Raw genomic sequence first — 20,815 nt, forward strand, 5'->3', positions numbered from 1 at the left:
AATTTGGCACAAGACTCTTGAGCCATGCAATATAGACAAATATTAGAATAAAATAAAATAAGAGCTTTAAGAGAAGAGGTCATTCCCGTTAGGGGGCACTTCTTCCGAGTGATTGTGCGTACCATGAAGTAGGGGACAGTTTTGTGTCAAGCGCACTGAGCCAATAGTCGCCGCTCCAATTTTGGGCATTTGCGCGGCACCCAAGCAAAAGGGCGGCCCGAGGGCCGCCCTTCCGAAAGACTGAACCGGATGGCTCAGATGTCAGACCCGATGGGTCTTACATCATGTCCATGCCGCCTGTTCAGCGCGCTTGACGCGCTGAACCACTTAGAGTGATGGGCGGCTTTGATGGACCCGATGGTAAGACCCGATGGGTCTTACATCATGTCCATGCCGCCCATACCGCCCATGCCGCCCGGCATGCCGCCAGCAGATTCCTTCTTCGGAAGCTCGGCAATCATGGCTTCGGTCGTGATCAGCAGCGAAGCAACCGAAGCTGCGTTCTGCAGAGCCGTACGGACAACCTTGACCGGATCGACGATACCCATGGCGATCATGTCGCCGAATTCGCCGGTCTGGGCGTTGTAGCCGTAGTTCTCTTCGTTCTTGTCGAGGATCTTGCCGACGATGATCGAAGCTTCGTCACCAGCGTTGGTGGCGATCTGGCGAACCAGCGACTGGAGAGCGCGGCGAACGATGTTGATGCCGGCTTCCTGGTCGTCGTTTGCACCCTTGACGGTGATCTTCGTGGAAGAACGCAGCAGAGCGGTACCACCGCCCGGTACGATGCCTTCCTGAACGGCGGCGCGCGTTGCGTTCAGCGCGTCGTCGATGCGGTCCTTGCGTTCCTTGACTTCGATCTCGGTCGAGCCGCCAACGCGGATGACGGCGACGCCGCCAGCGAGCTTGGCAAGACGTTCCTGCAGCTTTTCGCGGTCGTAGTCCGAAGAGGTTTCTTCGATCTGCGCCTTGATCTGGGCAACGCGACCTTCGATGTCCGACTTCTGGCCAGCACCATCAACGATGGTGGTGTTTTCCTTGGTGATCGAGACCTTCTTGGCGCGGCCGAGCATGTCGAGGGTAACAGACTCGAGCTTGATGCCGAGGTCTTCCGAGATGACAGTGCCGCCCGACAGGATGGCGATGTCTTCCAGCATGGCTTTGCGGCGATCGCCGAAGCCAGGAGCCTTGACGGCAGCGATCTTCAGGCCGCCACGCAGCTTGTTGACGACGAGCGTAGCAAGCGCTTCGCCTTCGACGTCTTCAGCGATGATGACGAGCGGCTTGCCGGTCTGTACGACGGCTTCGAGAACCGGCAGCATGGCCTGGAGGTTCGAGAGCTTCTTTTCGTGCAGGAGGATGTAGGCGTCGTCGAGATCGGCGACCATCTTTTCCGGGTTGGTCACGAAGTAAGGCGACAGGTAGCCGCGGTCGAACTGCATGCCTTCGACGACTTCGAGTTCGGTTTCAGCGGTCTTGGCTTCTTCGACGGTGATAACACCTTCGTTGCCGACCTTCTGCATGGCTTCGGCAATGTCCTTGCCGACCTGCGTGTCGCCATTGGCCGAGATCGTGCCGACCTGGGCAACTTCTTCCGAAGTCGAGATCTTCTTGGCCTTGGCCTGGAGGTCCTTGACGACTTCGAGAACGGCCAGATCGATACCGCGCTTCAGGTCCATCGGGTTCATGCCGGCAGCAACGGCCTTGTTGCCTTCGCGAACGATGGCCTGGGCAAGAACGGTTGCGGTCGTGGTGCCGTCACCGGCGATGTCGTTGGTCTTCGAAGCAACTTCGCGGACCATCTGGGCGCCCATGTTCTCGAACTTGTCTTCCAGTTCGATTTCCTTGGCGACCGATACGCCGTCCTTGGTGATGCGCGGTGCGCCGAAGGACTTGTCGATGATGACGTTACGACCCTTCGGGCCGAGCGTTACCTTCACGGCGTCTGCGAGGATGTCGACGCCATGCAGCATCTTTTCGCGCGCGGTGCGGCCAAACTTGATTTCTTTAGCAGCCATTGTCAAAACTCCCGGGCGTCTAGCCCATTGGTGAATTGGTTAAAAAGGAAGAGGGGTGATCGTGCTGAAATCAGCCGATGACGCCCATGATGTCGGCTTCCTTCATGATCAGCAGGTCAACGCCATCGAGCTTGACCTCGGTGCCGGACCACTTGCCGAACAGGACGCGGTCGCCGACCTTGACGTCGAGAGCAACCTGCTTGCCGCTTTCGTCGCGGGCGCCCGGGCCAACAGCGATGACTTCGCCTTCAGCCGGCTTTTCCTTGGCAGTGTCAGGAATGATGATGCCGCCCTTGGTCTTTTCTTCGGACTCGACGCGCTTGACTACAACGCGGTCGTGCAGCGGACGGAAATTGGTGCTTGCCATTGTCTAATCCCTCGATCAAATGACACTCGCGATCCCTGGAGGGCATCGCATCGGAATTTGTTAGCACTCCCCCCTGGAGAGTGCCAGCGAGGCTGAGATAAGAACAGCCTGCGGACGAGTCAAGCTCGCTCGTGAAAAAAGGGACTGCTGCATGCCGGCGAAATCCACCGACATTCACACAAGCAGTGCGGCCATCGATCCTCCACTTTCGCCTTCTTTCTCAGAGCTCGTCTCCGCCTTCGCCCGTATCGGCCTGATGTCCTTCGGCGGCCCGGCGGCGCAGATCGCGCTGATGCATAAAATCTGCGTCGAGGAAAAACGCTGGGTCGACGAGGCCCGTTATCTCCATGCCCTGAACTACTGCATGCTGCTGCCAGGCCCAGAAGCGCAGCAGCTTGCTACCTATATCGGGTGGCTCCTGCATGGCGTGCGCGGCGGCATCGTTGCCGGCCTTCTTTTCGTTCTGCCAGGCCTCGCCGTCATCCTAGGCCTCTCGACGCTCTATGCGCTCTATCAGGAGGCGAGCCTTGTCGCCGGCCTGTTCTTCGGCCTGAAGGCCGCAGTGCTTGCAATCGTCGTGGAAGCCGTCATCCGCATCGGCAAGCGGGCCCTGAAGACAAGCTTCCACCGATGGCTGGCCGCAGGTGCATTCCTTGCCCTTTTCCTCTTCTCGGTGCCGTTCCCCCTCGTCGTGCTTGCGGCTGCTCTGATCGGCCTGCTCCATGCGCGGGGCGCGTCATCTGCGGCGGAAGAGATCTCGCAAGAGATTGGCGTCCGTCCGCCTCTGTTCAGCCAACTCGCAACGCTCCTCTTCTGGGTCGCCGTCTGGCTCGCACCCCTGCCACTTCTGTGGCTGCTGCTGCCGGAAACGGCACTTCCCGAAATCCAGACCTTCTTCTCGAAGATGGCGCTCGTCACCTTCGGCGGCGCCTATGCTGTGCTCGCCTATGTCGCCCAGGTCGCCGTCGATCACTATGCCTGGCTGAAACCCGGCGAAATGCTCGATGGCCTGGCGCTGGCGGAAACGACGCCAGGACCGCTGGTGCTCGTGCTCTCCTATGTCGGCTTTCTCGCCGGCTTCCGCGAAAGCGGCGGGCTCGACCCGTTGATTGGCGGTCTCCTCGGCGGCCTGATCGCCGCCTGGGCCACCTTCATCCCAAGCTTCATCTGGATCTTCGCCGGCGCCCCCTACATCGAGCGACTGCGCGGCAATCGGCTCCTCAGCGCAGCGCTCTCCGCCATCACCGCTGCCGTGGTCGGCGTCATCCTCAACCTGGCGGTCTGGTTCGCGCTGCACGTGATCTTCATGCAGGTGGAACCGACCAAGATCGCCAGTTTCGGACCACTCACGCTATCGGTACCCCAACCCGTGTGGTCGACCCTCGACTGGCAGGCATTGGTCATCGCCGTCCTCTCTGCAGTGATGATCTTCCGCTTCCACCTTGGCATCGGCAAGACGCTTCTGGCCGCCGCAGCGCTTGGCCTTGCGGCGCGTTTCCTGCTCTGAAGCGGGGCGAGAAGCCGGAGCAATTTCGATCTCCATCACGCTTGCCCCTTGCCTTGCCGCCCGTCCTTTGCCATGTCACCGGTCACACTTTGACCAGTCAGGACAGACGATGACCCGCAGCATTTCCACCCTCGGCGACGTGACCGGCTCCTATGACGTCATTCTCTGTGATGTCTGGGGCGTGCTGCACAACGGCATCGATGCCTTTCCGCTTGCCGGCGAAGCGCTGACGGCGGCGCGCGAAAAGGGGCTGACGGTGGTGCTGATCACCAACTCGCCCCGACCGGCCATCGGCGTCATCCCGCAATTGCGCGCCATTGGCGTGCCGGATACCGCCTATGACCGCATTGTCACCTCGGGTGACGTGACTCGGACACTGATTGCCGCCGGCCCGAAGAAGGTTTTCCTGCTCGGCCCCGAGCGTGACATGCCGCTCTTCGACGGTCTCGACGTCGAGGTGGTGTCAAAGGAAGAAGCCGATTGCGTCGTCTGCACCGGTTTCTTCGACGATGAAGTCGAGACGCCGGAAGATTATCGCGACATGCTGACCGCCTTCGTCGCCCGCAAGGTGCCGTTTATCTGCGCCAATCCCGATCTCGTGGTCGAGCGTGGCCACCGCATCATCCCTTGCGCTGGCGCAGTCGCTGCCTTCTACACCGCACTCGGCGGCGAGACCCGCATTGCCGGCAAGCCCCACAGCCCGATTTATGACGCGACGCTGGCGGCTGCCCGCGAAGCTCGCGGCGAGTTCGACAAGTCCCGCGTGCTCGCCATCGGCGACGGCATGCCGACCGACGTCAAGGGCGCGGTGGATGCAGGCATCGACCTTCTCTACATCTCGGGCGGCATCCACGCCGCCGACTACGCGACGAACAATGTGACCGACGAGGCCCGGCTCAAGCTCTTCCTCGACCGCGAGAAGGTCGCGCCGCAATACTGGATGCACAGGCTGGCATGAGGCGGGACCTGCGATGACCGTCTTTCACCGCAATGAGAAGAAAGAACCGCTGCCATCAGCCCTGCGCGGTGGCGTGGTCGCAATCGGCAATTTCGATGGCGTGCATCGCGGTCATCAGGCAGTCTTGAGCCGTGCGCTGGAGCGCGCGGAAGCGCTTGGCGTTCCCGCCTTGGTCCTCACCTTCGAGCCGCATCCGCGCACTGTCTTCAACCCCGACAAGCCGGTTTTCCGTCTGACGCCGCCGCCTCTTCGCGCCCGCATCCTGGAAGCCATGGGCTTCCATTCGGTCATCGAATATCCCTTTGATCGGGAGTTCTCGCAGCGCTCGGCCGAGGATTTCGTCCAGTCGATCCTGGGCGACTGGCTGGGTGCAAAAGAAGTCGTGACCGGCTTCGATTTCCATTTCGGCAAGGGCAGGGAAGGCGGCCCCGCCTATCTCATGCAGGCCGGCAGTCGTCACGGCTTTGGTGTCTGTCTAGTCGATGCCTTCCGCGACGAGGGAACCGAGGTCATTTCCTCAAGCCGCATCCGCGGCCTTATCGCCGACGGCGATGTCGCCCAGGCGGCCGGTCTCCTCGGCTATCGCTATACGGTCGAGGCGGAAATCATGAAGGGCCAGCAGCTCGGCCGCACGCTCGGCTTCCCGACAGCCAACATGCATCTCCCGCCGGAAGCAACGCTCAAGCCCGGCATCTACGCCGTCCGTTTCCGCCGTCCCGATGGCATCATTCGTGATGGCGTCGCAAGCTTCGGCTATCGCCCGACCGTCACCAGCAATGGTGACCCCTGGCTCGAAACCTTCGTCTTCGATTTCGCCGGCGATCTCTACGGTGAGATCTGTTCGGTCTCGCTCTTCGGCTTCCTGCGCGACGAATGGAAGTTCGATGGGCTTGATCCGCTGGTGGCACAGATCCGCAAGGATGCGGACGAGGCGAGGGCGCTGCTCTCAGGCGTCAAGCCAATTGGCGCCCTCGACGCCGCCATCGCGTTCTGAGGCAACTCGGTCTCGCCGATTTGAATTGCCGCCCGGTATTGCCTCACATATGGATGCGCCTATGTGATTAATGCCCCGTCTCGAAACGGCAATTCCGGAGTTTATCTTGACCGAATTCACCCCCCTGATGTCCTTTGCCGGTGGTCTGCTGATCGGCCTCTCGGCGCTCCTCTTGATGCTCACTTGGGGCCGGATTGCCGGCATGACCGCCATCATTGGCGGCATCCTGCCGCCGCTCGGTTCCGACTGGTCGTGGAAGGCCGCCTTCCTCGCCGGGGCAATTCTTGCGCCGCTTGCCCTGACGCTCGGCGGTTACGAGGTCGAGTATTCGGTTCCGGTTTCGACCACGGCTCTCGTGATCGGCGGCCTGATTGCTGGCATCGGCGTCACCTTCGGCTCCGGCTGCACCTCGGGCCACGGCATTTGCGGCATGGCGCGCCTGTCGCGTCGCTCGATTGCAGCAACCGCCACCTTCATGGCATTCGCCGTGCTCACCGTCTTCGTCATCCGTCACGTCTTTGGAGGCGCGATCTGATGCGTTTGCTCCTGGTCTTCCTCATCGGTGCCCTCTTCGGAACGGGCATCGCCCTTTCCGGCATGGCGAACCCCGCCAAGGTGCTGAACTTCTTCGACTTCGCTGGCAGCTTCGACCCGAGCCTCGCCTTCGTCATGGCCGGTGCTCTCTCTGTTGCCGCCCCCGGCTATGCGATCCTCTTCCGGATGCGCGAGAAGCCGCTCTTCGACCAGAGCTTTCGCCTGCCCAAGGCAAAGGCGATCGATGCGCGGCTGATCGGCGGCTCGGCCGTCTTCGGCATTGGCTGGGGCATTGCCGGCTTTTGCCCCGGCGCCTCGATCCCCGCACTCGGCCTCGGCCACGCCTCGGCCGCCATCTTCGTGGCCGCCCTGCTCGTCGGCATTCTGATCGCCCGCAGGCTCGCCAGGGCAGATTTCTTCGCCGACCTTTCACGGTCAGGCTGAGCAGTGCCCGGTGGCAAGGTCGGCCAACACCGCTTGACGCCTTGGCCGCATTGACGCCTAGTGCGGCCCAGCAAATCACTTCAGACAGCCCGAAAGGCACCCTATGGCCATGACGCCGCGCAGACCCGTGAACCCGAAGGATGCGGCCGAGGCCCTGTTCAAACCCGTGAAAAAGCCGGCAGCCCCGGTGGTCGAGCGCCGCTCGGCACCGGACGTCAAAGAACTCGTCTCGATCAAGCTCGACAGCGCAGTGCTCGCCCATTTCCAGAAGGACGGCCCCGGCTGGCAGGACCGCATCAACGATGCCTTGCGTGCGGTCATCGAGGCAGACGGCAGCGAGTAAAAGCGGCGGTTTGCGTCAGTCGCGGCCAGTCGGTGGCCATTGCCGTGAGGTATGGACGATCGCGAGGATGGCCAGCTAGCCGTTAGTCACCTCATAAATGAGACGATAGCTGGGATGCGGCGGAAGTTCGCGGGTGCCAGGGATCAGGCCGATTTTTGCCGGCATGGGGAAATTGGCCAAGCTGGATGGCAGCCTGTTCGAAGCTGTGGTCGATGGACAGTGCGGCCAGCGGATTCTTCGCCACGAGGTAGTCGAAGATGGAAGCGCGGTCACGAATGGCCTGGCGCGTCCATCGAACGATCATGAGCGGCTCGCTTTGAGAGCCAGGTCCCTGCGCTCCGCAAACATCCGCTCGGCATCGTCCACCGCGACGGCCTCTCCTGCTGCCACTTCGTCGCGACCACGCGCAACCTTGTCCTCCAAAAATTGACGATAGTTGCTGTCGACCTTCTGCCGTTCGACATAATCCTGCACCATTTCCCGCAGAACTTCGCTTTCCGACGTCTGTGCGGTTGTGATCGCAGCAGCAAAATCATTGGCGAGCTTGGCGTCTAGGTGGACCTGGAGCTGCGCTTTGCGTGTCATGCCATCTCCGCCCTGATCCTGTGTGGCCCGCTGACATGGGGTGATGAACACAGTCTAGGCATGTCCCGTCGACCTGTCCATCTCGCCCATCTTGCCCCTTCCTTTTGGCGCGAAAAACCCCTAAAGAACGCGGCCATGACGTATCTTTCGGCGGCCCGGATCATTCGAATTATTGGCCCGGCCCTCCCGGCGGCTTGAAGAGCTGCGGGAAGGTCCGGGTTTTTGGCGCTGGGTTTCAAGCCCATCGCCCGCTTGCCGCCAATCCATGACATAATTCCGCGACCGCTTGAGGTTGCCCCATCCGATGGCTGATCCATGACCGATACCCCTGAAAAACCCGACTACTCCAAGACCCTCTATCTGCCCGAAACCGAATTCCCGATGCGCGCCGGCCTTCCCCAGAAGGAGCCGGAAATGGCGGCAAAGTGGAAGTCGATGGACCTCTACAAGCGCCTGCGCGCCTCCGCCGCCGGCCGCGAGAAATTCGTCCTGCATGACGGCCCGCCCTATGCCAACGGCAACATCCATATCGGCCATGCGCTGAACAAGGTGCTGAAGGACGTCATCACCCGCTCGTTCCAGATGCGCGGCTTTGACTCGAATTACGTGCCCGGCTGGGACTGCCACGGCCTACCGATCGAGTGGAAGATCGAGGAAAAGTATCGCGAAAAGGGCAAGGACAAGAACGAAGTCCCGGTCAACGAATTCCGTCGGGAATGCCGCGACTTCGCTCAAGGCTGGATCAACATCCAGTCGGATGAGTTCCGCCGCCTCGGCATCGAGGGCGATTTCGACAATCCCTACACGACCATGGCCTTCCATTCGGAAGCCCGCATCGCCGGCGAACTCTTGAAAATTGCCATGTCCGGCCAGCTCTATCGCGGCTCCAAGCCGATCATGTGGTCGGTCGTCGAGCGCACGGCGCTGGCGGAAGCCGAAGTGGAATATGCCGAAGTCGAGAGCGACACGATCTGGGTGAAGTTCCCCGTCAGTTTCGTCGTAAGAGATGGTCAACAAATGACGGATTTGTTGGGGGCTTCGGTGGTGATTTGGACGACCACGCCTTGGACCATTCCGGGCAACCGCGCGATCTCCTTCTCCTCAAAGATCGAATACGGCCTGTACGAGGTCACCGAGGCAGTGAATGATTTCGGCCCCCAACCGGGTGAAAGACTCATCTTTGCGAAGCGGCTAGCTGATGAATGCGCTGGAAAGGCAAAAGTTAAGCTGAAGCTCGTGCGCGATTTGAGCGCAGCGGAGCTTGATGGAGTGAACTGCAAGCACCCGTTGGACGGATTTGGCGGAGGGTACACCTTCACTGTTCCGCTCCTGGACGGCGATCATGTGTCCGACGATGCCGGTACTGGCTTCGTACATACAGCGCCTGGTCATGGTCGCGAAGACTTTGACATCTGGATGGAGAAGGCTCGCTTCAAGGGCGTTGACACCAAGATTCCCTTCACCGTAGATGACGCCGGCTTCTACACCGAAGACGCCCCCGGTTTCGGCCCCTCGGCCGAAGGTGGAGCCGCCCGCGTGCTCGACGATAACGGCAAGAAGGGCGACGCCAACAAGCGCGTCATGGACGCGCTGATCAAGGCGAACAACCTGTTTGCCCGTGGCCGCATCAAGCACGAATATCCCCATTCCTGGCGCTCCAAGAAGCCGGTCATCTTCCGCAACACGCCGCAGTGGTTCGTCTACATGGACAAGGAACTAGGCGACGGCACGACGCTGCGCAGCCGCGCGCTCTCGGCCATCGACCAGACCCGTTTCGTCCCCGCTGGTGGCCAGAACCGTCTGCGCGCCATGATCGAGCAGCGCCCGGACTGGGTTCTTTCTCGTCAAAGAGCATGGGGCGTGCCGATCTGCGTCTTTGCCGATGCGGAAGGCAATGTGCTGCAGGACGAAAAGGTCAACGCCCGCATCCTCGAAGCCTTCGAAGTCGAAGGTGCCGATGCCTGGTTCGCCGAAGGCGCCAAGGACCGTTTCCTGGCCGGCGAGCATGACGGCGAAAAGTGGCAGATGGTCACTGACATCCTCGACGTCTGGTTCGACTCGGGCTCGACCCACACCTTCACGCTGGAAGATCGCCCGGACCTGAAATGGCCGGCCGACGTCTATCTGGAAGGCTCCGACCAGCATCGCGGCTGGTTCCATTCGTCGCTTCTCGAAAGCTGCGCCACCCGTGGCCGCGCGCCCTACAATGCTGTCGTCACCCACGGGTTTACGATGGCGGAAGACGGCCGCAAGATGTCGAAGTCGCTCGGCAACACCGTGACGCCGCAGGATGTGATGAAGGAATCCGGCGCCGATATCCTGCGTCTCTGGGTCATGAACACCGACTACTGGGAAGATCAGCGCCTCGGCAAGACGATCATCCAGACCAATATCGACAGCTACCGCAAGATCCGCAACACGGTTCGTTGGATGCTCGGCACGCTCGCCCATGACCATGGCGACGAGATCGCCTATGCAGACCTGCCGGAACTCGAAAAGCTGATGCTGCATCGCCTGTCCGAGCTCGATCAGATCGTCCGCAAGGGTTACGACGAATTCGACTTCAAGCGCATCGTCCGCGCTTTGTCGGACTTCGCCAATGTCGAGCTCTCTGCCTTTTACTTCGACATCCGCAAGGACACGCTTTACTGCGACGCCCCGTCGAGCCTGAAGCGCCGCTCTGCGCTCTTCGTCATCCGCAAGCTCTTTGATTGCCTGGTCCTCTGGTTTGCCCCGATGATGCCGTTCACGACGGAAGAGGCCTGGCTCAGCCGTGATCCCAAGGCCGTATCAGTGCATCTCGAGCAGTTCCCGACGGTTCCAGCCGATTGGTCGAACGAGGCGGTCGCCGAAAAGTGGAAGGGCGTGCGCACCGTGCGCCGTGCCGTCACCGGTGCCCTGGAAATCGAGCGCAAGGAAAAGCGCATCGGCTCCTCGCTGGAAGCAGCCCCGGTCGTCCATGTGGCGGATGCCGAGCTCCTGAAGGCGCTCGACGGTCTCGACTTCGCCGAGATCTGCATCACCTCGGATATCCAGGTTGTCTCGGGTGAAGGCCCTGATCAAGCCTTCCGTCTGGACGATGGCACCAAGGTCGCTGTTGAGCCGAAGCTTGCCGAAGGCACCAAGTGCGCCCGCTCCTGGAAGATCACTAGGGATGTCGGTTCCGATCCTGACTATCCTGACGTCTCGGCCCGTGATGCTCAGGCGCTGCGCGAACTCGCTCAGACGGCCGGGTAAGGGCAGGTTGAGGAAATGTGACCGGATGATTTGCGCTTTTGCGGGTCATCCGGTAAAACTGCCTGAAATTGGCCGAAATCGACCGGCAGGGCTGGTCGCTAGCATTCGGCATGACTGATGAAACTGCGGCGAGGCTGGTAGGCATTCATGAATTCGGCATATCTGTTCAGAGTTGGCCTCGGTCTGGCTGGCCTCTTCGGCGTCACGGCAGGCTTGTCCGGCTGCGTCGGCAGCCCGACCTATGGCACCGACAAGACGGCGATGGAGCAGCTGGTGGACGACGTCGGCTCGGCCGTGTCGCTCGCGCCGCGCGAGCCCGCCAACAAGGGCACCAAGTACAATCCGCGTCCGGATCTCGTGCTGCCGCCGGGTGGTGCGCAGACGGCCGGGCTCGTCGCGCCGCAGCAGTCGGTTGCCAGCCGCGAGAATAATCCTGAATGGGTTGAATCGCCGGAAGAGGCCCGCGAACGTCTCGTTGCCGAGGCGGATGCCAATGCCGACAACCCGCGTTATCGCTCGCCGTTGCTTGCCGGTTACGGCACGGCCGGCACGATGACCGAGACCCAGAAATGGCAGGCCTTCCGTGATGCGCGCGCGCTGCAGAAGGGCGCCTATATCGACCAGCGTCGTCTTCTCTCCGATCCGCCGACCGAATATCGTCAGACCCAGGACGTGGCTCTGAGCGATCTGGGCGAGCCGGAACTGAAGAAGGAAAAGCGCCGCAAGGCCGAAGCCAAGGCAGCGCGTCAGGGCAGCTCCTGGTGGATGCCCTTCCAGTAAGTTTTCTCCGACATCGTGAATTTCAGGGCAGGGCGGAAACGACCTGCCCTTTTGCTTGAGGTAGACCCATGTCCTTTACCATCCGTCCAGCAACTCCAGACGATGCCGCGATCATTCTCGGCTTCATCACCGAACTTGCCGTCTATGAAAAGGCGGGGCACGAGGTGGAGGCGACGGAGGAAACGATCCGCGCCTCGATCTTCGGCGAGCGCTCGGTCACCGAAGCGGTGATCCTGGAGCATGATGGACGCCCGGCGGGTTTTGCCGTCTGGTTCTACAGCTATTCCACCTGGCAGGCGAAAAACGGCCTTTATCTTGAGGATCTCTATGTTTCGCCCGATCACCGCGGATCAGGCGCCGGCAAGCTTCTGCTCCGGTATTTGGCAAAGGTTGCGGTGGCGAAAGGCTGCGGCCGCTTCGAATGGAGCGTGCTCGACTGGAACGAACCTGCCATTCGCGTCTACGACGCTGTCGGTGCCGAGCCGCAGAACGAATGGATCCGCTACCGCCTGGCCGGCGACAAGCTGAAAGCCTTTGCCGGCGCCGAGTGAGGTTGGCTCACTCCCCGTTCTCGGCCGTCCGCGCCACCAATGCCATGTGCAGGGCCTGAAGCGCCGGCCCCAGGAAGGAGATCCACAGGAGTGCCAGGTTCCGCTCGGCATGATCATGGCGCGAGAAGATGAAAATCGCGACGATCAGTGTCAGCATCAGCAGCGGGGTTACCGCGATCGCAATCAGGCGCGGCGCCCGCCAGTTGATCTCGCCGCGCACAGACCACTGCATCGGCAGCCGCTCGGCATCGGGAGCGACGTTGCGATAGGCCCAGATCGCGATACCAGCCATGGCCGCAATCGACACGGGAAGCACGACATAGATCATCAATCTCTTCTGTCCTGAAAGAAGCTGCGCAACAGGTCCGCGGCCTCGCTTTCGCGAATGCCGGAATAGACCTCCGGAACATGGTGGCATGTCGGCTGCTGGTAAAAGCGCACGCCGTTCTCGACACCGCCGCCCTTGATATCCTGCGCAGCATAATAGAGTCGGCGAATTCGGGCAAAGGAGATCGCGGCCGCACACATCGTGCAGGGCTCGAGCGTGACGTAGAGATCGGCATCGATGAGACGCTCGTCGCCGACGGCTGCCGCCGCGCGGCGAATGGCGAGGATTTCGGCGTGAGCGGTCACGTCGTTAAGCGCCCGGGTCTCATTGCCCGCCCGCCCGAGGATCTCGCCGTCGCGCACCACCACTGCGCCGATTGGAACCTCGCCGCGCGCGCCGGCCGCACGCGCCTCCTCGAAGGCCGCCTCCATGAAGCCGTTTGTCTTCCCCATGCACGAACTTTCCACTTAACCAGAGCCGCGCGACCTGATACGACAGCCCAAACCACAGGCAAACAACAAATGACATTCAAAGACAAGTCCAGGCGTCCGGGGGCACAGTCCTCCGACCGCAGCGGCAAGCCGCAAACCAGAAAACCGTCCGCCAAGCCGTCCGCAGCCGCCGCAGACAAGCCCGCCCGCGCGCCGCGCGCCGATGCGCCCGCCGGCGAAGAGACGATGAAACCCGAACGCATTTCCAAGCTGCTCGCCCGCGCCGGCGTCGCGTCGCGCCGTGATATTGAGCGCATGATCATGGAAGGCCGCGTTTCCGTGAACGGCAAGGTGCTGGAGACCCCGGTCCACAACGCCACGCTTGCCGACACGATCGAGGTCGATGGCCAGCCGATCCGCGGCATCGAGCGCACGCGCCTCTGGCTCTATCACAAGCCAGCCGGCCTGGTGACCACCAATTCCGATCCGGAAGGCCGCCCGACAGTCTTCGAGAACCTGCCGGAAGAGCTGCCGCGCGTCATGTCGATCGGCCGCCTCGATATCAACACAGAGGGCCTGCTGCTTCTGACCAATGACGGGGGCCTTGCCCGCGTGCTCGAACTTCCGACCACCGGCTGGCTGCGCCGTTACCGCGTGCGCGCCTATGGTGAGGTCGACCAGCCGGCATTGGATGCGCTGAAGGAAGGCATTGCCGTCGATGGCGTGCTCTACGGCGCGATCGATGCCACGCTTGACCGGAAGCAGGGCCACAATGTCTGGATCACCATGGGTCTGCGCGAAGGCAAGAACCGCGAGATCAAGAACGTGCTCGGCGCACTCGGTCTCGAGGTCAACCGCCTGATCCGCATCTCCTATGGCCCCTTCCAGCTTGGCGACCTCCCGGAAGGCAAGGTGCTCGAAGTCCGCGGCCGCATGTTGCGCGACCAGCTGGGCCCGCGCCTGATCGAAGAATCCAAGGCCAATTTCGACGCTCCGATCTATGCCCACGGCGTTGAGACGGACGAGGAAGAAGCTCCTGCTAGAAAGCCTGCGCGCGAAGCGAAGCCCGACTGGGGCCGCGACGAGCGTCCGGCCGAAAAGAAGCGCGCGCCGAAAGACTGGTCCGACAAGGGCGACCGCCGCGAGAAGGTACTCGGACGCCTCGACACCCGCCGCGACGAGGGTGCGAAAACAGGCGACAAGTTCTCCGACAAGCCGAAGCGCCCGGCAGGCAACACCAAGGGCCGCACCGCCAATGTCTGGATGGCGCCTGGCGCTCGTCCGCTCGGCGAGAAGGCGGCAGCAGCGGCTGCCCGTCGCAAGCCCGATCCGCGCGGCGCAAAGCCTGCCGAACGCTTCGACGATCGTCCGACGTCCACTGTTCAGATTACCCGCGCCCGGGACGAGGAGGGCGATTGGATCCGCGCCGACGGCCCGGATCAGAAGCCCGGCGGTCGCGGTGGTGATCGTGGTGCAAAGCCCGGTGGTTTTGGCGCGCGTGCGCCCCGCCGCGACGGTGATGATCGTGCACCTCGTCGTGAGGGGGCGGATCGCGGCCCCAAGCGCGATTTCGGCGATCGCGCCGAGCGCGCACCGCGTCGTGAAGGCGAAGACCGCGGCCCTCGCCGCGAAGGCGCGCCCGGCGGTCCACGTCGCGAGGGTGCAGATCGAGGTCCGCGCAAGGACTTCGGCGACCGCGGACCTCGCAAGGATTTTGGCGATCGTGGTCCTCGCAAACCTTTCGGCGACAAACCGGATCGTCCGCGTACGGAACGGTTCACGCCAGACCGCGCCCGTGATGACCGCCCTCGTGACGCCAGACCGCGTGATGACCGTCCCCGTGATGATCGCCCCCGGGGCGAGCGTCCGGCCGGCGACAGGCCTTTTAGTGACAAGCCGCGCGGCGCGAGACCTGCGGGCGATCGTCCCTTTGGTGATCGGCCCGCTGGCAAGTCCTTCGGCAAGCCGGCTGGCAAACCTGCTGGCAAGTCATTTGGCGGCAAGCCTGGTGGCGGCAAAAGCTTCGGCGGCAAGCCGGGCGGACGCCCTGCAGGTGGCCCACGCGCAGGCGGCCCGGGTGGCAAGCCCTCCGGTCCCCGCACGGGCGCCCCCAAGGGCAAGAGGTAAGCCGTCATGCGCATCGTCGGCGGTGAGTTTCGTGGCCGTAACCTGGCCACGCCGAAGTCGAATGACATCCGGCCGACCGTCGATCGGACGCGGGAAAGCCTGTTCAACATCCTCGCGCATGCCCATCCGGGCGTGCTCGATGGCACCCGCATCCTCGATCTCTTTGCCGGCACCGGTGCTGTCGGCATTGAGGCGCTGTCGCGCGGCTGCAAGTCGGCGCTTTTCGTCGAAAACAGCGTCGAGGGTCGCAGCCTGCTCTGGGAGAATATCGATGCGTTCGGCCTGCATGGCCGCGCCCGCATGTTGAGACGCGACGCCACCGACCTCGGCCCATCCAACAACATCGAACCCTTCGAACTGGTATTTGCTGATCCACCCTATGGCAAAGGCCTGGGTGAGAAGGCGCTGCTATCGGCCCATCTGGGCGGCTGGCTGGCGAAAGATGCTCTCGTCATCCTCGAAGAGCGCGCCGATGTTCAGGTTTCTGTCGACCCGGTTTTCGCCTTCATCGAGGAGCGGACCTTCGGTGACACGAAAATGTACTTCTTTTCCTATAGGCAGTCCTGATCCCCTCAGCGGAAAAAGGCTCAGCCCATGGATCTCGTCGCCGAAACGCCCATTCCCTCCGAAGCTGTCAAGGCCGACCCGACCATCGGTCTGGCACTCGGGGCAGGGGGCGCGCGCGGCTTTGCCCATATCCCGGTGCTCGAAGTCTTCGACGAACTCGGCATTAAGCCAACGCTGATCGCCGGCTCCTCCATGGGCGCAATCCTCGGCGCCGGTTATGCCGCCGGCATGAGCGGCCGCGACATCAGGGACTATACGCTCGAACTTGCCGACAACAGGGGCCTTGTGCTCAACCGCTTCTGGGGCATGCGCCCGGCAAGCATTCGGGCGCTCGGTGGCGTCCGCCTCGGGCAGTTCAACCTGCCGCGGCTTTTGCGCGCCTTCCTGCCGCCTGAGATCCCCGAGAACTTTGCGGAGCTGCGGCTACCGCTGACCGTCATCGCCACCGATTATTACGGCCAGTGCGAACTGGTCCGAACCGAGGGCGATCTTCACGAGGCGCTATCTGCCTCGGCCGCCATTCCGGCGCTCTTTGCTCCCGTCACTATCGGTGGCCGCCTGATGATCGACGGCGGCATCTTCAATCCGGTGCCTTACGACCACCTCGTCGGCAAGGTCGACATCATGGTCGCTATTGATGTGATCGGCGCGCCGGAAGGCGATGGTTCGCTGATGCCGAACCGTATCGACAGTCTCTTTGGGGCATCGCAGCTGATGATGCAGTCGCATATCGCGCTGAAGATGAAGATCTGCCAGCCGGACATCTATATCCGGCCGGAGGTCAACAGCTACAAGGTCCTCGATTTCTTCAAGGCCCGGCAGATCCTTGAAATCTGCGACCGCATGAAGGAGCCGCTGAAGCGAGATCTTTCCGCCCGCATCGAGGATTTTGTCCGCCGGTGAGGATCAGGCAGCCGGGGACTTTTCTTCGTCTTCGACGGCGTGGATCTGCTTCTTCGGCTTGATCAGCGGCTCCGGCTTGACCGGTCGTTTGTGCATGAGTTCCCGGCCCGCGAGGATGCCTTCCTGCGCCTGAAGCCTTAAGCGCTCCTCGTCGCGGCGTCGGATGTCCTCGCCGATCTCATAGGCCTCGTCTTCCGTGGCGCCGAGACCTTGCAGTGTCCGGCGCCCGAAGAGCAGACCGGACTCGAAGGTTTCACGCAGCTCGTATTCCACGTCTCGGGCCCGCAGTTCCAGGCTGTGGATGCGGTCATAGGACCGTACAAAAAGGCGCACATCGGGATATTCGGAGCGGATGAGATCGACGATCTTGTCGGTGATATCCTTCCTGTGGGTACAAACGGCGACAATCTTCGCCTTTTCGATCCCGGCCGCCCGCAGCATGTCCAGCCGCGTGCCGTCGCCGAAATAGATCCGGAAGCCGAAGGTTGCCGCCTGGCGCACCCGATCCGGACTGTCGTCGAGAATGGTCACGTCCCGCCCGCTCGCGAGCAGGATTTGCGCGGCGATCTGACCGAAGCGGGAGAAGCCGACCATCAGCACATCCGATCCGGCACCTTCGAAATCCTCGTCCATCTCCTCCTTGTCTGACGTCTCGCGCGCCAGCAGGCGCTGGCCGATGAGCGCCGTCAACGGTGTGAGGGCCATGGACAGGGTGACGATGGAAATGAGCAGGGATGACTGCGCGCCCGAAAAGAGGCCGGCGGCCGCAGCCGTGGTGAAGAGCACGAAACCGAACTCGCCACCTTGCGGCAACAACATGCCGATACGGATCGCATCGTTGCGCGACGAGCCCGAAGCGCGGCAGATCGCGTAGATCACGAGCGCCTTCACCGCCATCAGCACCGGTACCGCAATGGCAATCAGGACCAGATTGTCGACGATGACCTGCAACTCCATCGACAGGCCGACAGCGATGAAGAAGAGCGCCAGCAGCAGCCCGCGGAAGGGCTCGATATCGGCCTCCAGTTCGTGGCGATAGGAAGACTCGGCCAGCATCACGCCGGCGAGGAAGGCGCCCATGGCCATCGAAAGGCCAGCCACCTGCATCAAATAGGCCGATCCGAGAACAACGAAGAGGGCTGCCGCGATCATCACCTCGCGCGCACCCGTCCGCGCGATGATCTGGAACATCGGGGTGAGCAGGTAGCGCCCGGCCAGGATCATGCCGATCACCGCGCCGATCGCGATCCCGATTTCGATCAGCGGAGATTGCTGCGCTTCGCCACCCTGGGAGCTCAGAACCGTCACCATGGCCAGCAGTGGCACGATGGCGAGGTCCTGGAAGAGCAGGATGGAGAAGGAGCGCTGTCCGTAGCGGCTGTTCATGTCGCCATAGTCTTCGAGCAATTGCAGCGCAAAGGCGGTCGACGACAGCGCAAGCCCGAAGCCGGCAACCAACGCGCCGCGCCAGTCAAGCAGGCCTGCCGCATAGACCAGCGCCGTCAGCAGAAGGCCCGTGAGCACGACCTGGCTGGTCCCAAGCCCGAAAATGTCGCGTCGCATGTGCCACAATCGGCTGGGCTTCAGTTCCAGTCCGATGATGAAGAGCAGCAGCACGACACCGAGTTCGGCGACGGCCAGGATTTCCCCCGAGCCTCCGATCAGGTGCAGGACCGGGCCGATCACCACGCCGGCGGCGAGATAGCCGAGCACGGTTCCAAGCCCGAGCTTGCGGAAGATCGGGGCTGCAATGACAGCCCCTCCAAGGAGAAGCAGGGGTTGGGCGAACAGTGCTTCGGTTGCGCTGGCCAAGAGTTCTTTCTCCTCGTTTTGCCGGATCTGGCTGACCTGAAATGGACCTATGCCGGGCTCGTGAACGGAAAAGCCAGATCCACCCTTGATGCCCCTTCACAGGCACAATAAATGGAGCTTGAAGGAAAGGCCAACCTATGCCCAATCAAATCGATTCCGCCAACCTCCTCGAACGCGCCGAGCAACTCGTCGACCTCGCCGTCAAGGCAGGGGCCGACAAGGCAGATGCGGTCGTCGTGCGCTCTCGTTCCAAGGGGGTCAGTGTCCGGCTCGGCAAGGTCGAGTCGACCGAAGCATCCGAGAGTGACGACTTTTCGCTGCGCGTCTTCATCGGTCGCCAGGTGGCAAGCGTGTCGGCCAATCCGGGCTTCGACCTCAAGGCGCTCGCCGAACGCGCCGTCGCGATGGCCAAGGTCTCGCCCGAAGATCCCTTTGCCGGTCTCGCCGACGAGAGCGATCTCGCCCGTGACATTCCCGACCTGCAGCTCTTTGATGAGACGGAAGTCTCTGGCGACCAGTTGCGCGAAAGCGCACTCGCCATGGAAGAAGCGGCCCGTTCGGTCAGCGGCGTCAGCAATTCTCTGGGCGCCGGAGCCTCGGCCGGCATGGGTGGCCTCGTGCTCGTCACCTCACATGGCTTTTCCGGCAGCTATGCCGGTTCGCGCTTCTCCCGATCGGTTGGCGTCATCGCCGGCGAGGGGACCAAGATGGAGCGCGACCACGATTTCGACAGCCGACTCTATTTCGCCGATCTCCACAGCCCGGAAGAAATCGGTCGCCGCGCCGCCGAGCGCGCGATCCGGCGGCTGAACCCGCGCCAGGTGCCGACTGCCTCCAACCTCACCGTCGTCTTCGACCCGCGCGTCGCCAGAGGCTTCGCGGGCACGATCGCCGGCGCCATCAATGGTGCGTCGGTCGCCCGCAAGACCTCCTTCCTGCGCGACAAGATGGGACAGCAGGTTTTGAAGGCTGGCCTCAACATCACCGATGATCCGCTGAAGGTCCGCGGATCATCGTCGCGCCCCTTCGATGGTGAGGGCATCTCGGGCAAGCCGCTAACGATGATCGAGGACGGTGTGCTGAAACACTGGTTCCTGTCCTCGTCTGCCGCTCGGGAGCTTGGCCTCAAGACCAATGGCCGTGGCGTACGCGGCGGCACTTCGGTCTCGCCGTCTTCAACCAATCTCGCCCTGGAGCCGGGTGACATTTCGCCTGATGAACTGATCCGCAGCGTCGGCACGGGTCTCTACATCACCGATATGATCGGCAGTGGCGTCGATATGATCACCGGTGAATACAGCCGTGGTGCGAGTGGCTTCTGGATCGAAAACGGTGAACTCACCTATCCGGTCTCCGAGATCACGATCGCGTCCAACCTGAAGGACATGTTCATGCGGATCACGGTGGCCAATGACATCGACCGCAAGTTCGGTGTTGCAGCACCAACACTTGCCATCGAAGGCATGACCCTTGCCGGAACCTGATCTAAAGCCCGAGGCCATGCCACACTTCGACTGGCAGGCGGACCTTGCGCTGATCACGGACGCTGCTCGCGAGGCCGGCAAGGTGGCAATGGCGCATTTCGGCCAGTCGCCGGAGGTCTGGTGGAAGAACGAGGGTCGCTCGCCGGTCAGCGCAGCCGACTATGCCGCGAACCGCATCCTGGAGGAGATCCTCCGTCAGGCGCGGCCGAATTACGGCTGGCTGTCGGAAGAAACGGACGACGATCCGGCACGGCTCTCCTGCGACACGCTTTTCGTCATCGACCCGATCGATGGCACCCGGGCTTTCCTCGCAGGCAAGGATACCTGGTGCGTCTCGGTGGCCGTCGTCCACAAGGGAGCGCCCGTCGCCGGTATTCTGGTCGCGCCGTCCCTGGGCGAAGAGTTTACCGCAACGATCGAGGGCCCCGCGCGCCGCAACGGCCAGGACGTTTCGGTCTCGACGGCCGGCATCGAGGGCAGCCTGAAGTTCGCCTCGGCGCAGGACATGGTCGCAAGTTTCAGTTCGGCGATCAGACCCCGCATCGAGCGAGTCGATCACATACCCTCGCTCGCCTACCGGCTGGCGCTGGTGGCGGACGGCCGCATCGATGCGACGCTGGTGAAGAAGAGCAGCCATGACTGGGATCTTGCCGCTGCCGATCTGATCCTTGCGCGTGCCGGCGGGGCGATCACCGATCTCGACGGCGAAGCGCTCGTATACAACAGGCAAGAGGTGACGCATCCGGTGCTCTGCGCAGCATCGCGAGAGCTACTTCCAGCCTTGCTCAAGAACATCTCCCGAATTCCCCGGAGTTGACCTTTGGGGCGAAATCGCGCAGATGGTT

Annotated in this window: 21 protein-coding genes; 14 read left to right on the top strand and 7 right to left on the bottom strand. The window is 62.4% G+C overall.

Annotated elements, in window-relative coordinates:
- Nucleotides 1-377: 377 nt before the first annotated feature.
- Together groL and groES are read right to left on the bottom strand one after the other, a co-directional pair.
- Complete coding sequence (gene groL / locus IP85_RS06185; RefSeq protein WP_054148801.1) at nucleotides 378-2,018, bottom strand: chaperonin GroEL; 1,641 nt, start codon at nucleotides 2,016-2,018, stop codon at nucleotides 378-380.
- A 70-nt stretch (nucleotides 2,019-2,088) separates the two neighbouring features.
- Nucleotides 2,089-2,385 (bottom strand): co-chaperone GroES, encoded by a 297-nt coding sequence (gene groES / locus IP85_RS06190; RefSeq protein WP_054148802.1) that lies wholly within the window; start codon nucleotides 2,383-2,385, stop codon nucleotides 2,089-2,091.
- A gap of 151 nt (nucleotides 2,386-2,536) precedes the next feature.
- Between groES and chrA the strand changes: the two genes are divergently transcribed.
- From chrA to IP85_RS06220, 6 genes are all read left to right on the top strand, one after another.
- Entirely contained in the window at nucleotides 2,537-3,892 is a 1,356-nt protein-coding gene (chrA, locus tag IP85_RS06195; protein WP_054148803.1) for a chromate efflux transporter, read from the top strand.
- Between the two features lie 109 nt (nucleotides 3,893-4,001).
- Complete coding sequence (locus IP85_RS06200; RefSeq protein WP_054148804.1) at nucleotides 4,002-4,850, top strand: TIGR01459 family HAD-type hydrolase; 849 nt, start codon at nucleotides 4,002-4,004, stop codon at nucleotides 4,848-4,850.
- Between the two features lie 13 nt (nucleotides 4,851-4,863).
- Nucleotides 4,864-5,844, top strand: coding sequence for a bifunctional riboflavin kinase/FAD synthetase (locus IP85_RS06205; protein ID WP_054148805.1), 981 nt, complete (start codon nucleotides 4,864-4,866; stop codon nucleotides 5,842-5,844).
- 106 nt (nucleotides 5,845-5,950) lie between these two features.
- A complete protein-coding gene (locus tag IP85_RS06210; RefSeq protein ID WP_054148976.1) occupies nucleotides 5,951-6,379 on the top strand; it encodes a hypothetical protein in 429 nt (142 codons plus the stop codon).
- A complete protein-coding gene (locus tag IP85_RS06215) occupies nucleotides 6,379-6,822 on the top strand; it encodes a DUF6691 family protein (RefSeq protein WP_054148806.1) in 444 nt (147 codons plus the stop codon). Before IP85_RS06210 ends, IP85_RS06215 begins: the two co-directional genes overlap by 1 nt.
- A 103-nt stretch (nucleotides 6,823-6,925) precedes the next feature.
- Nucleotides 6,926-7,165, top strand: coding sequence for a BrnA antitoxin family protein (locus tag IP85_RS06220; RefSeq protein ID WP_054148807.1), 240 nt, complete (start codon nucleotides 6,926-6,928; stop codon nucleotides 7,163-7,165).
- A gap of 91 nt (nucleotides 7,166-7,256) precedes the next feature.
- On the opposite strand, the gene IP85_RS06225 is transcribed toward IP85_RS06220, so the two are convergent.
- On the bottom strand, nucleotides 7,257-7,469 hold the full coding sequence (locus tag IP85_RS06225; RefSeq protein ID WP_245280815.1) for a type II toxin-antitoxin system RelE/ParE family toxin: 213 nt from the start codon (nucleotides 7,467-7,469) through the stop codon (nucleotides 7,257-7,259).
- Nucleotides 7,466-7,750 (bottom strand): hypothetical protein, encoded by a 285-nt coding sequence (locus tag IP85_RS06230; protein WP_054148808.1) that lies wholly within the window; start codon nucleotides 7,748-7,750, stop codon nucleotides 7,466-7,468. The genes IP85_RS06225 and IP85_RS06230 overlap by 4 nt, the downstream gene beginning before the upstream one ends.
- A 315-nt stretch (nucleotides 7,751-8,065) precedes the next feature.
- Here IP85_RS06230 and ileS point away from each other — a divergent pair, with 315 nt between their 5' ends.
- The 3 genes from ileS to IP85_RS06245 all read left to right on the top strand — a co-directional run bounded on the left by ileS (nucleotide 8,066) and on the right by IP85_RS06245 (nucleotide 12,318).
- Complete coding sequence (gene ileS, locus IP85_RS06235) at nucleotides 8,066-10,987, top strand: isoleucine--tRNA ligase (RefSeq protein ID WP_054148809.1); 2,922 nt, start codon at nucleotides 8,066-8,068, stop codon at nucleotides 10,985-10,987.
- Nucleotides 10,988-11,134: 147 nt separating this feature from the next.
- Nucleotides 11,135-11,767 (top strand): hypothetical protein, encoded by a 633-nt coding sequence (locus IP85_RS06240; RefSeq protein WP_054148810.1) that lies wholly within the window; start codon nucleotides 11,135-11,137, stop codon nucleotides 11,765-11,767.
- Nucleotides 11,768-11,835: 68 nt separating this feature from the next.
- Nucleotides 11,836-12,318, top strand: a complete 483-nt coding sequence (locus tag IP85_RS06245; protein ID WP_054148811.1) for a GNAT family N-acetyltransferase — start codon at nucleotides 11,836-11,838, stop codon at nucleotides 12,316-12,318.
- A gap of 7 nt (nucleotides 12,319-12,325) precedes the next feature.
- Here IP85_RS06245 and IP85_RS06250 read toward each other — a convergent pair whose 3' ends face one another.
- Together IP85_RS06250 and IP85_RS06255 are read right to left on the bottom strand one after the other, a co-directional pair.
- Nucleotides 12,326-12,646 carry a hypothetical protein gene (locus IP85_RS06250; protein ID WP_054148812.1) on the bottom strand — a complete coding sequence of 107 codons (321 nt, stop codon included), beginning with the start codon at nucleotides 12,644-12,646 and terminating at the stop codon, nucleotides 12,326-12,328.
- A complete protein-coding gene (locus IP85_RS06255) occupies nucleotides 12,646-13,098 on the bottom strand; it encodes a nucleoside deaminase (RefSeq protein ID WP_054148813.1) in 453 nt (150 codons plus the stop codon). The genes IP85_RS06250 and IP85_RS06255 overlap by 1 nt, the downstream gene beginning before the upstream one ends.
- Nucleotides 13,099-13,167: 69 nt before the next feature.
- On the opposite strand from IP85_RS06255, the gene IP85_RS06260 reads away from it, so the two are divergent.
- Genes IP85_RS06260 through IP85_RS06270 form a run of 3 tightly spaced genes read left to right on the top strand, consistent with a single transcriptional unit; the run spans nucleotide 13,168 to nucleotide 16,674 of the window.
- A complete protein-coding gene (locus IP85_RS06260; protein WP_054148814.1) occupies nucleotides 13,168-15,204 on the top strand; it encodes a pseudouridine synthase in 2,037 nt (678 codons plus the stop codon).
- Between the two features lie 6 nt (nucleotides 15,205-15,210).
- Entirely contained in the window at nucleotides 15,211-15,771 is a 561-nt protein-coding gene (gene rsmD, locus IP85_RS06265; RefSeq protein ID WP_054148815.1) for a 16S rRNA (guanine(966)-N(2))-methyltransferase RsmD, read from the top strand.
- Nucleotides 15,772-15,798: 27 nt separating this feature from the next.
- Nucleotides 15,799-16,674: a patatin-like phospholipase family protein gene (locus IP85_RS06270; RefSeq protein WP_054148816.1), complete on the top strand. Its 876-nt coding sequence runs from the start codon at nucleotides 15,799-15,801 to the stop codon at nucleotides 16,672-16,674.
- 3 nt (nucleotides 16,675-16,677) lie between these two features.
- Here the strand turns inward: IP85_RS06270 and IP85_RS06275 are convergent, their stop codons facing one another.
- A complete protein-coding gene (locus IP85_RS06275; protein ID WP_054148817.1) occupies nucleotides 16,678-18,486 on the bottom strand; it encodes a monovalent cation:proton antiporter-2 (CPA2) family protein in 1,809 nt (602 codons plus the stop codon).
- Between the two features lie 137 nt (nucleotides 18,487-18,623).
- Here IP85_RS06275 and IP85_RS06280 point away from each other — a divergent pair, with 137 nt between their 5' ends.
- Together IP85_RS06280 and IP85_RS06285 are read left to right on the top strand one after the other, a co-directional pair.
- Nucleotides 18,624-19,970, top strand: coding sequence for a TldD/PmbA family protein (locus IP85_RS06280; protein WP_054148818.1), 1,347 nt, complete (start codon nucleotides 18,624-18,626; stop codon nucleotides 19,968-19,970).
- A gap of 16 nt (nucleotides 19,971-19,986) precedes the next feature.
- Nucleotides 19,987-20,787 (top strand): 3'(2'),5'-bisphosphate nucleotidase CysQ, encoded by an 801-nt coding sequence (locus IP85_RS06285; RefSeq protein ID WP_054148819.1) that lies wholly within the window; start codon nucleotides 19,987-19,989, stop codon nucleotides 20,785-20,787.
- Nucleotides 20,788-20,815 lie beyond the last annotated feature (28 nt).

This window comes from Rhizobium sp. AAP116, from assembly GCF_001295785.1.
Classification (GTDB): domain Bacteria; phylum Pseudomonadota; class Alphaproteobacteria; order Rhizobiales; family Rhizobiaceae; genus Allorhizobium.

Bases quoted from the DNA above. Each gene is read 5' to 3' on its own strand.
- IP85_RS06255 (WP_054148813.1), bottom strand. From the start codon at position 13,098: ATGGGGAAGACAAACGGCTTCATGGAGGCGGCCTTCGAGGAGGCGCGT.
- ileS (WP_054148809.1), top strand. From the start codon at position 8,066: ATGACCGATACCCCTGAAAAACCCGACTACTCCAAGACCCTCTATCTG.
- IP85_RS06205 (WP_054148805.1), top strand. From the start codon at position 4,864: ATGACCGTCTTTCACCGCAATGAGAAGAAAGAACCGCTGCCATCAGCC.
- groES (WP_054148802.1), bottom strand. From the start codon at position 2,385: ATGGCAAGCACCAATTTCCGTCCGCTGCACGACCGCGTTGTAGTCAAG.
- IP85_RS06215 (WP_054148806.1), top strand. From the start codon at position 6,379: ATGCGTTTGCTCCTGGTCTTCCTCATCGGTGCCCTCTTCGGAACGGGC.
- IP85_RS06245 (WP_054148811.1), top strand. From the start codon at position 11,836: ATGTCCTTTACCATCCGTCCAGCAACTCCAGACGATGCCGCGATCATT.
- IP85_RS06270 (WP_054148816.1), top strand. From the start codon at position 15,799: ATGGATCTCGTCGCCGAAACGCCCATTCCCTCCGAAGCTGTCAAGGCC.
- groL (WP_054148801.1), bottom strand. From the start codon at position 2,018: ATGGCTGCTAAAGAAATCAAGTTTGGCCGCACCGCGCGCGAAAAGATG.
- IP85_RS06280 (WP_054148818.1), top strand. From the start codon at position 18,624: ATGCCCAATCAAATCGATTCCGCCAACCTCCTCGAACGCGCCGAGCAA.
- IP85_RS06220 (WP_054148807.1), top strand. From the start codon at position 6,926: ATGGCCATGACGCCGCGCAGACCCGTGAACCCGAAGGATGCGGCCGAG.
- IP85_RS06285 (WP_054148819.1), top strand. From the start codon at position 19,987: ATGCCACACTTCGACTGGCAGGCGGACCTTGCGCTGATCACGGACGCT.
- IP85_RS06230 (WP_054148808.1), bottom strand. From the start codon at position 7,750: ATGACACGCAAAGCGCAGCTCCAGGTCCACCTAGACGCCAAGCTCGCC.
- IP85_RS06225 (WP_245280815.1), bottom strand. From the start codon at position 7,469: ATGATCGTTCGATGGACGCGCCAGGCCATTCGTGACCGCGCTTCCATC.
- IP85_RS06200 (WP_054148804.1), top strand. From the start codon at position 4,002: ATGACCCGCAGCATTTCCACCCTCGGCGACGTGACCGGCTCCTATGAC.
- rsmD (WP_054148815.1), top strand. From the start codon at position 15,211: ATGCGCATCGTCGGCGGTGAGTTTCGTGGCCGTAACCTGGCCACGCCG.
- IP85_RS06250 (WP_054148812.1), bottom strand. From the start codon at position 12,646: ATGATCTATGTCGTGCTTCCCGTGTCGATTGCGGCCATGGCTGGTATC.
- IP85_RS06260 (WP_054148814.1), top strand. From the start codon at position 13,168: ATGACATTCAAAGACAAGTCCAGGCGTCCGGGGGCACAGTCCTCCGAC.
- IP85_RS06240 (WP_054148810.1), top strand. From the start codon at position 11,135: ATGAATTCGGCATATCTGTTCAGAGTTGGCCTCGGTCTGGCTGGCCTC.
- chrA (WP_054148803.1), top strand. From the start codon at position 2,537: ATGCCGGCGAAATCCACCGACATTCACACAAGCAGTGCGGCCATCGAT.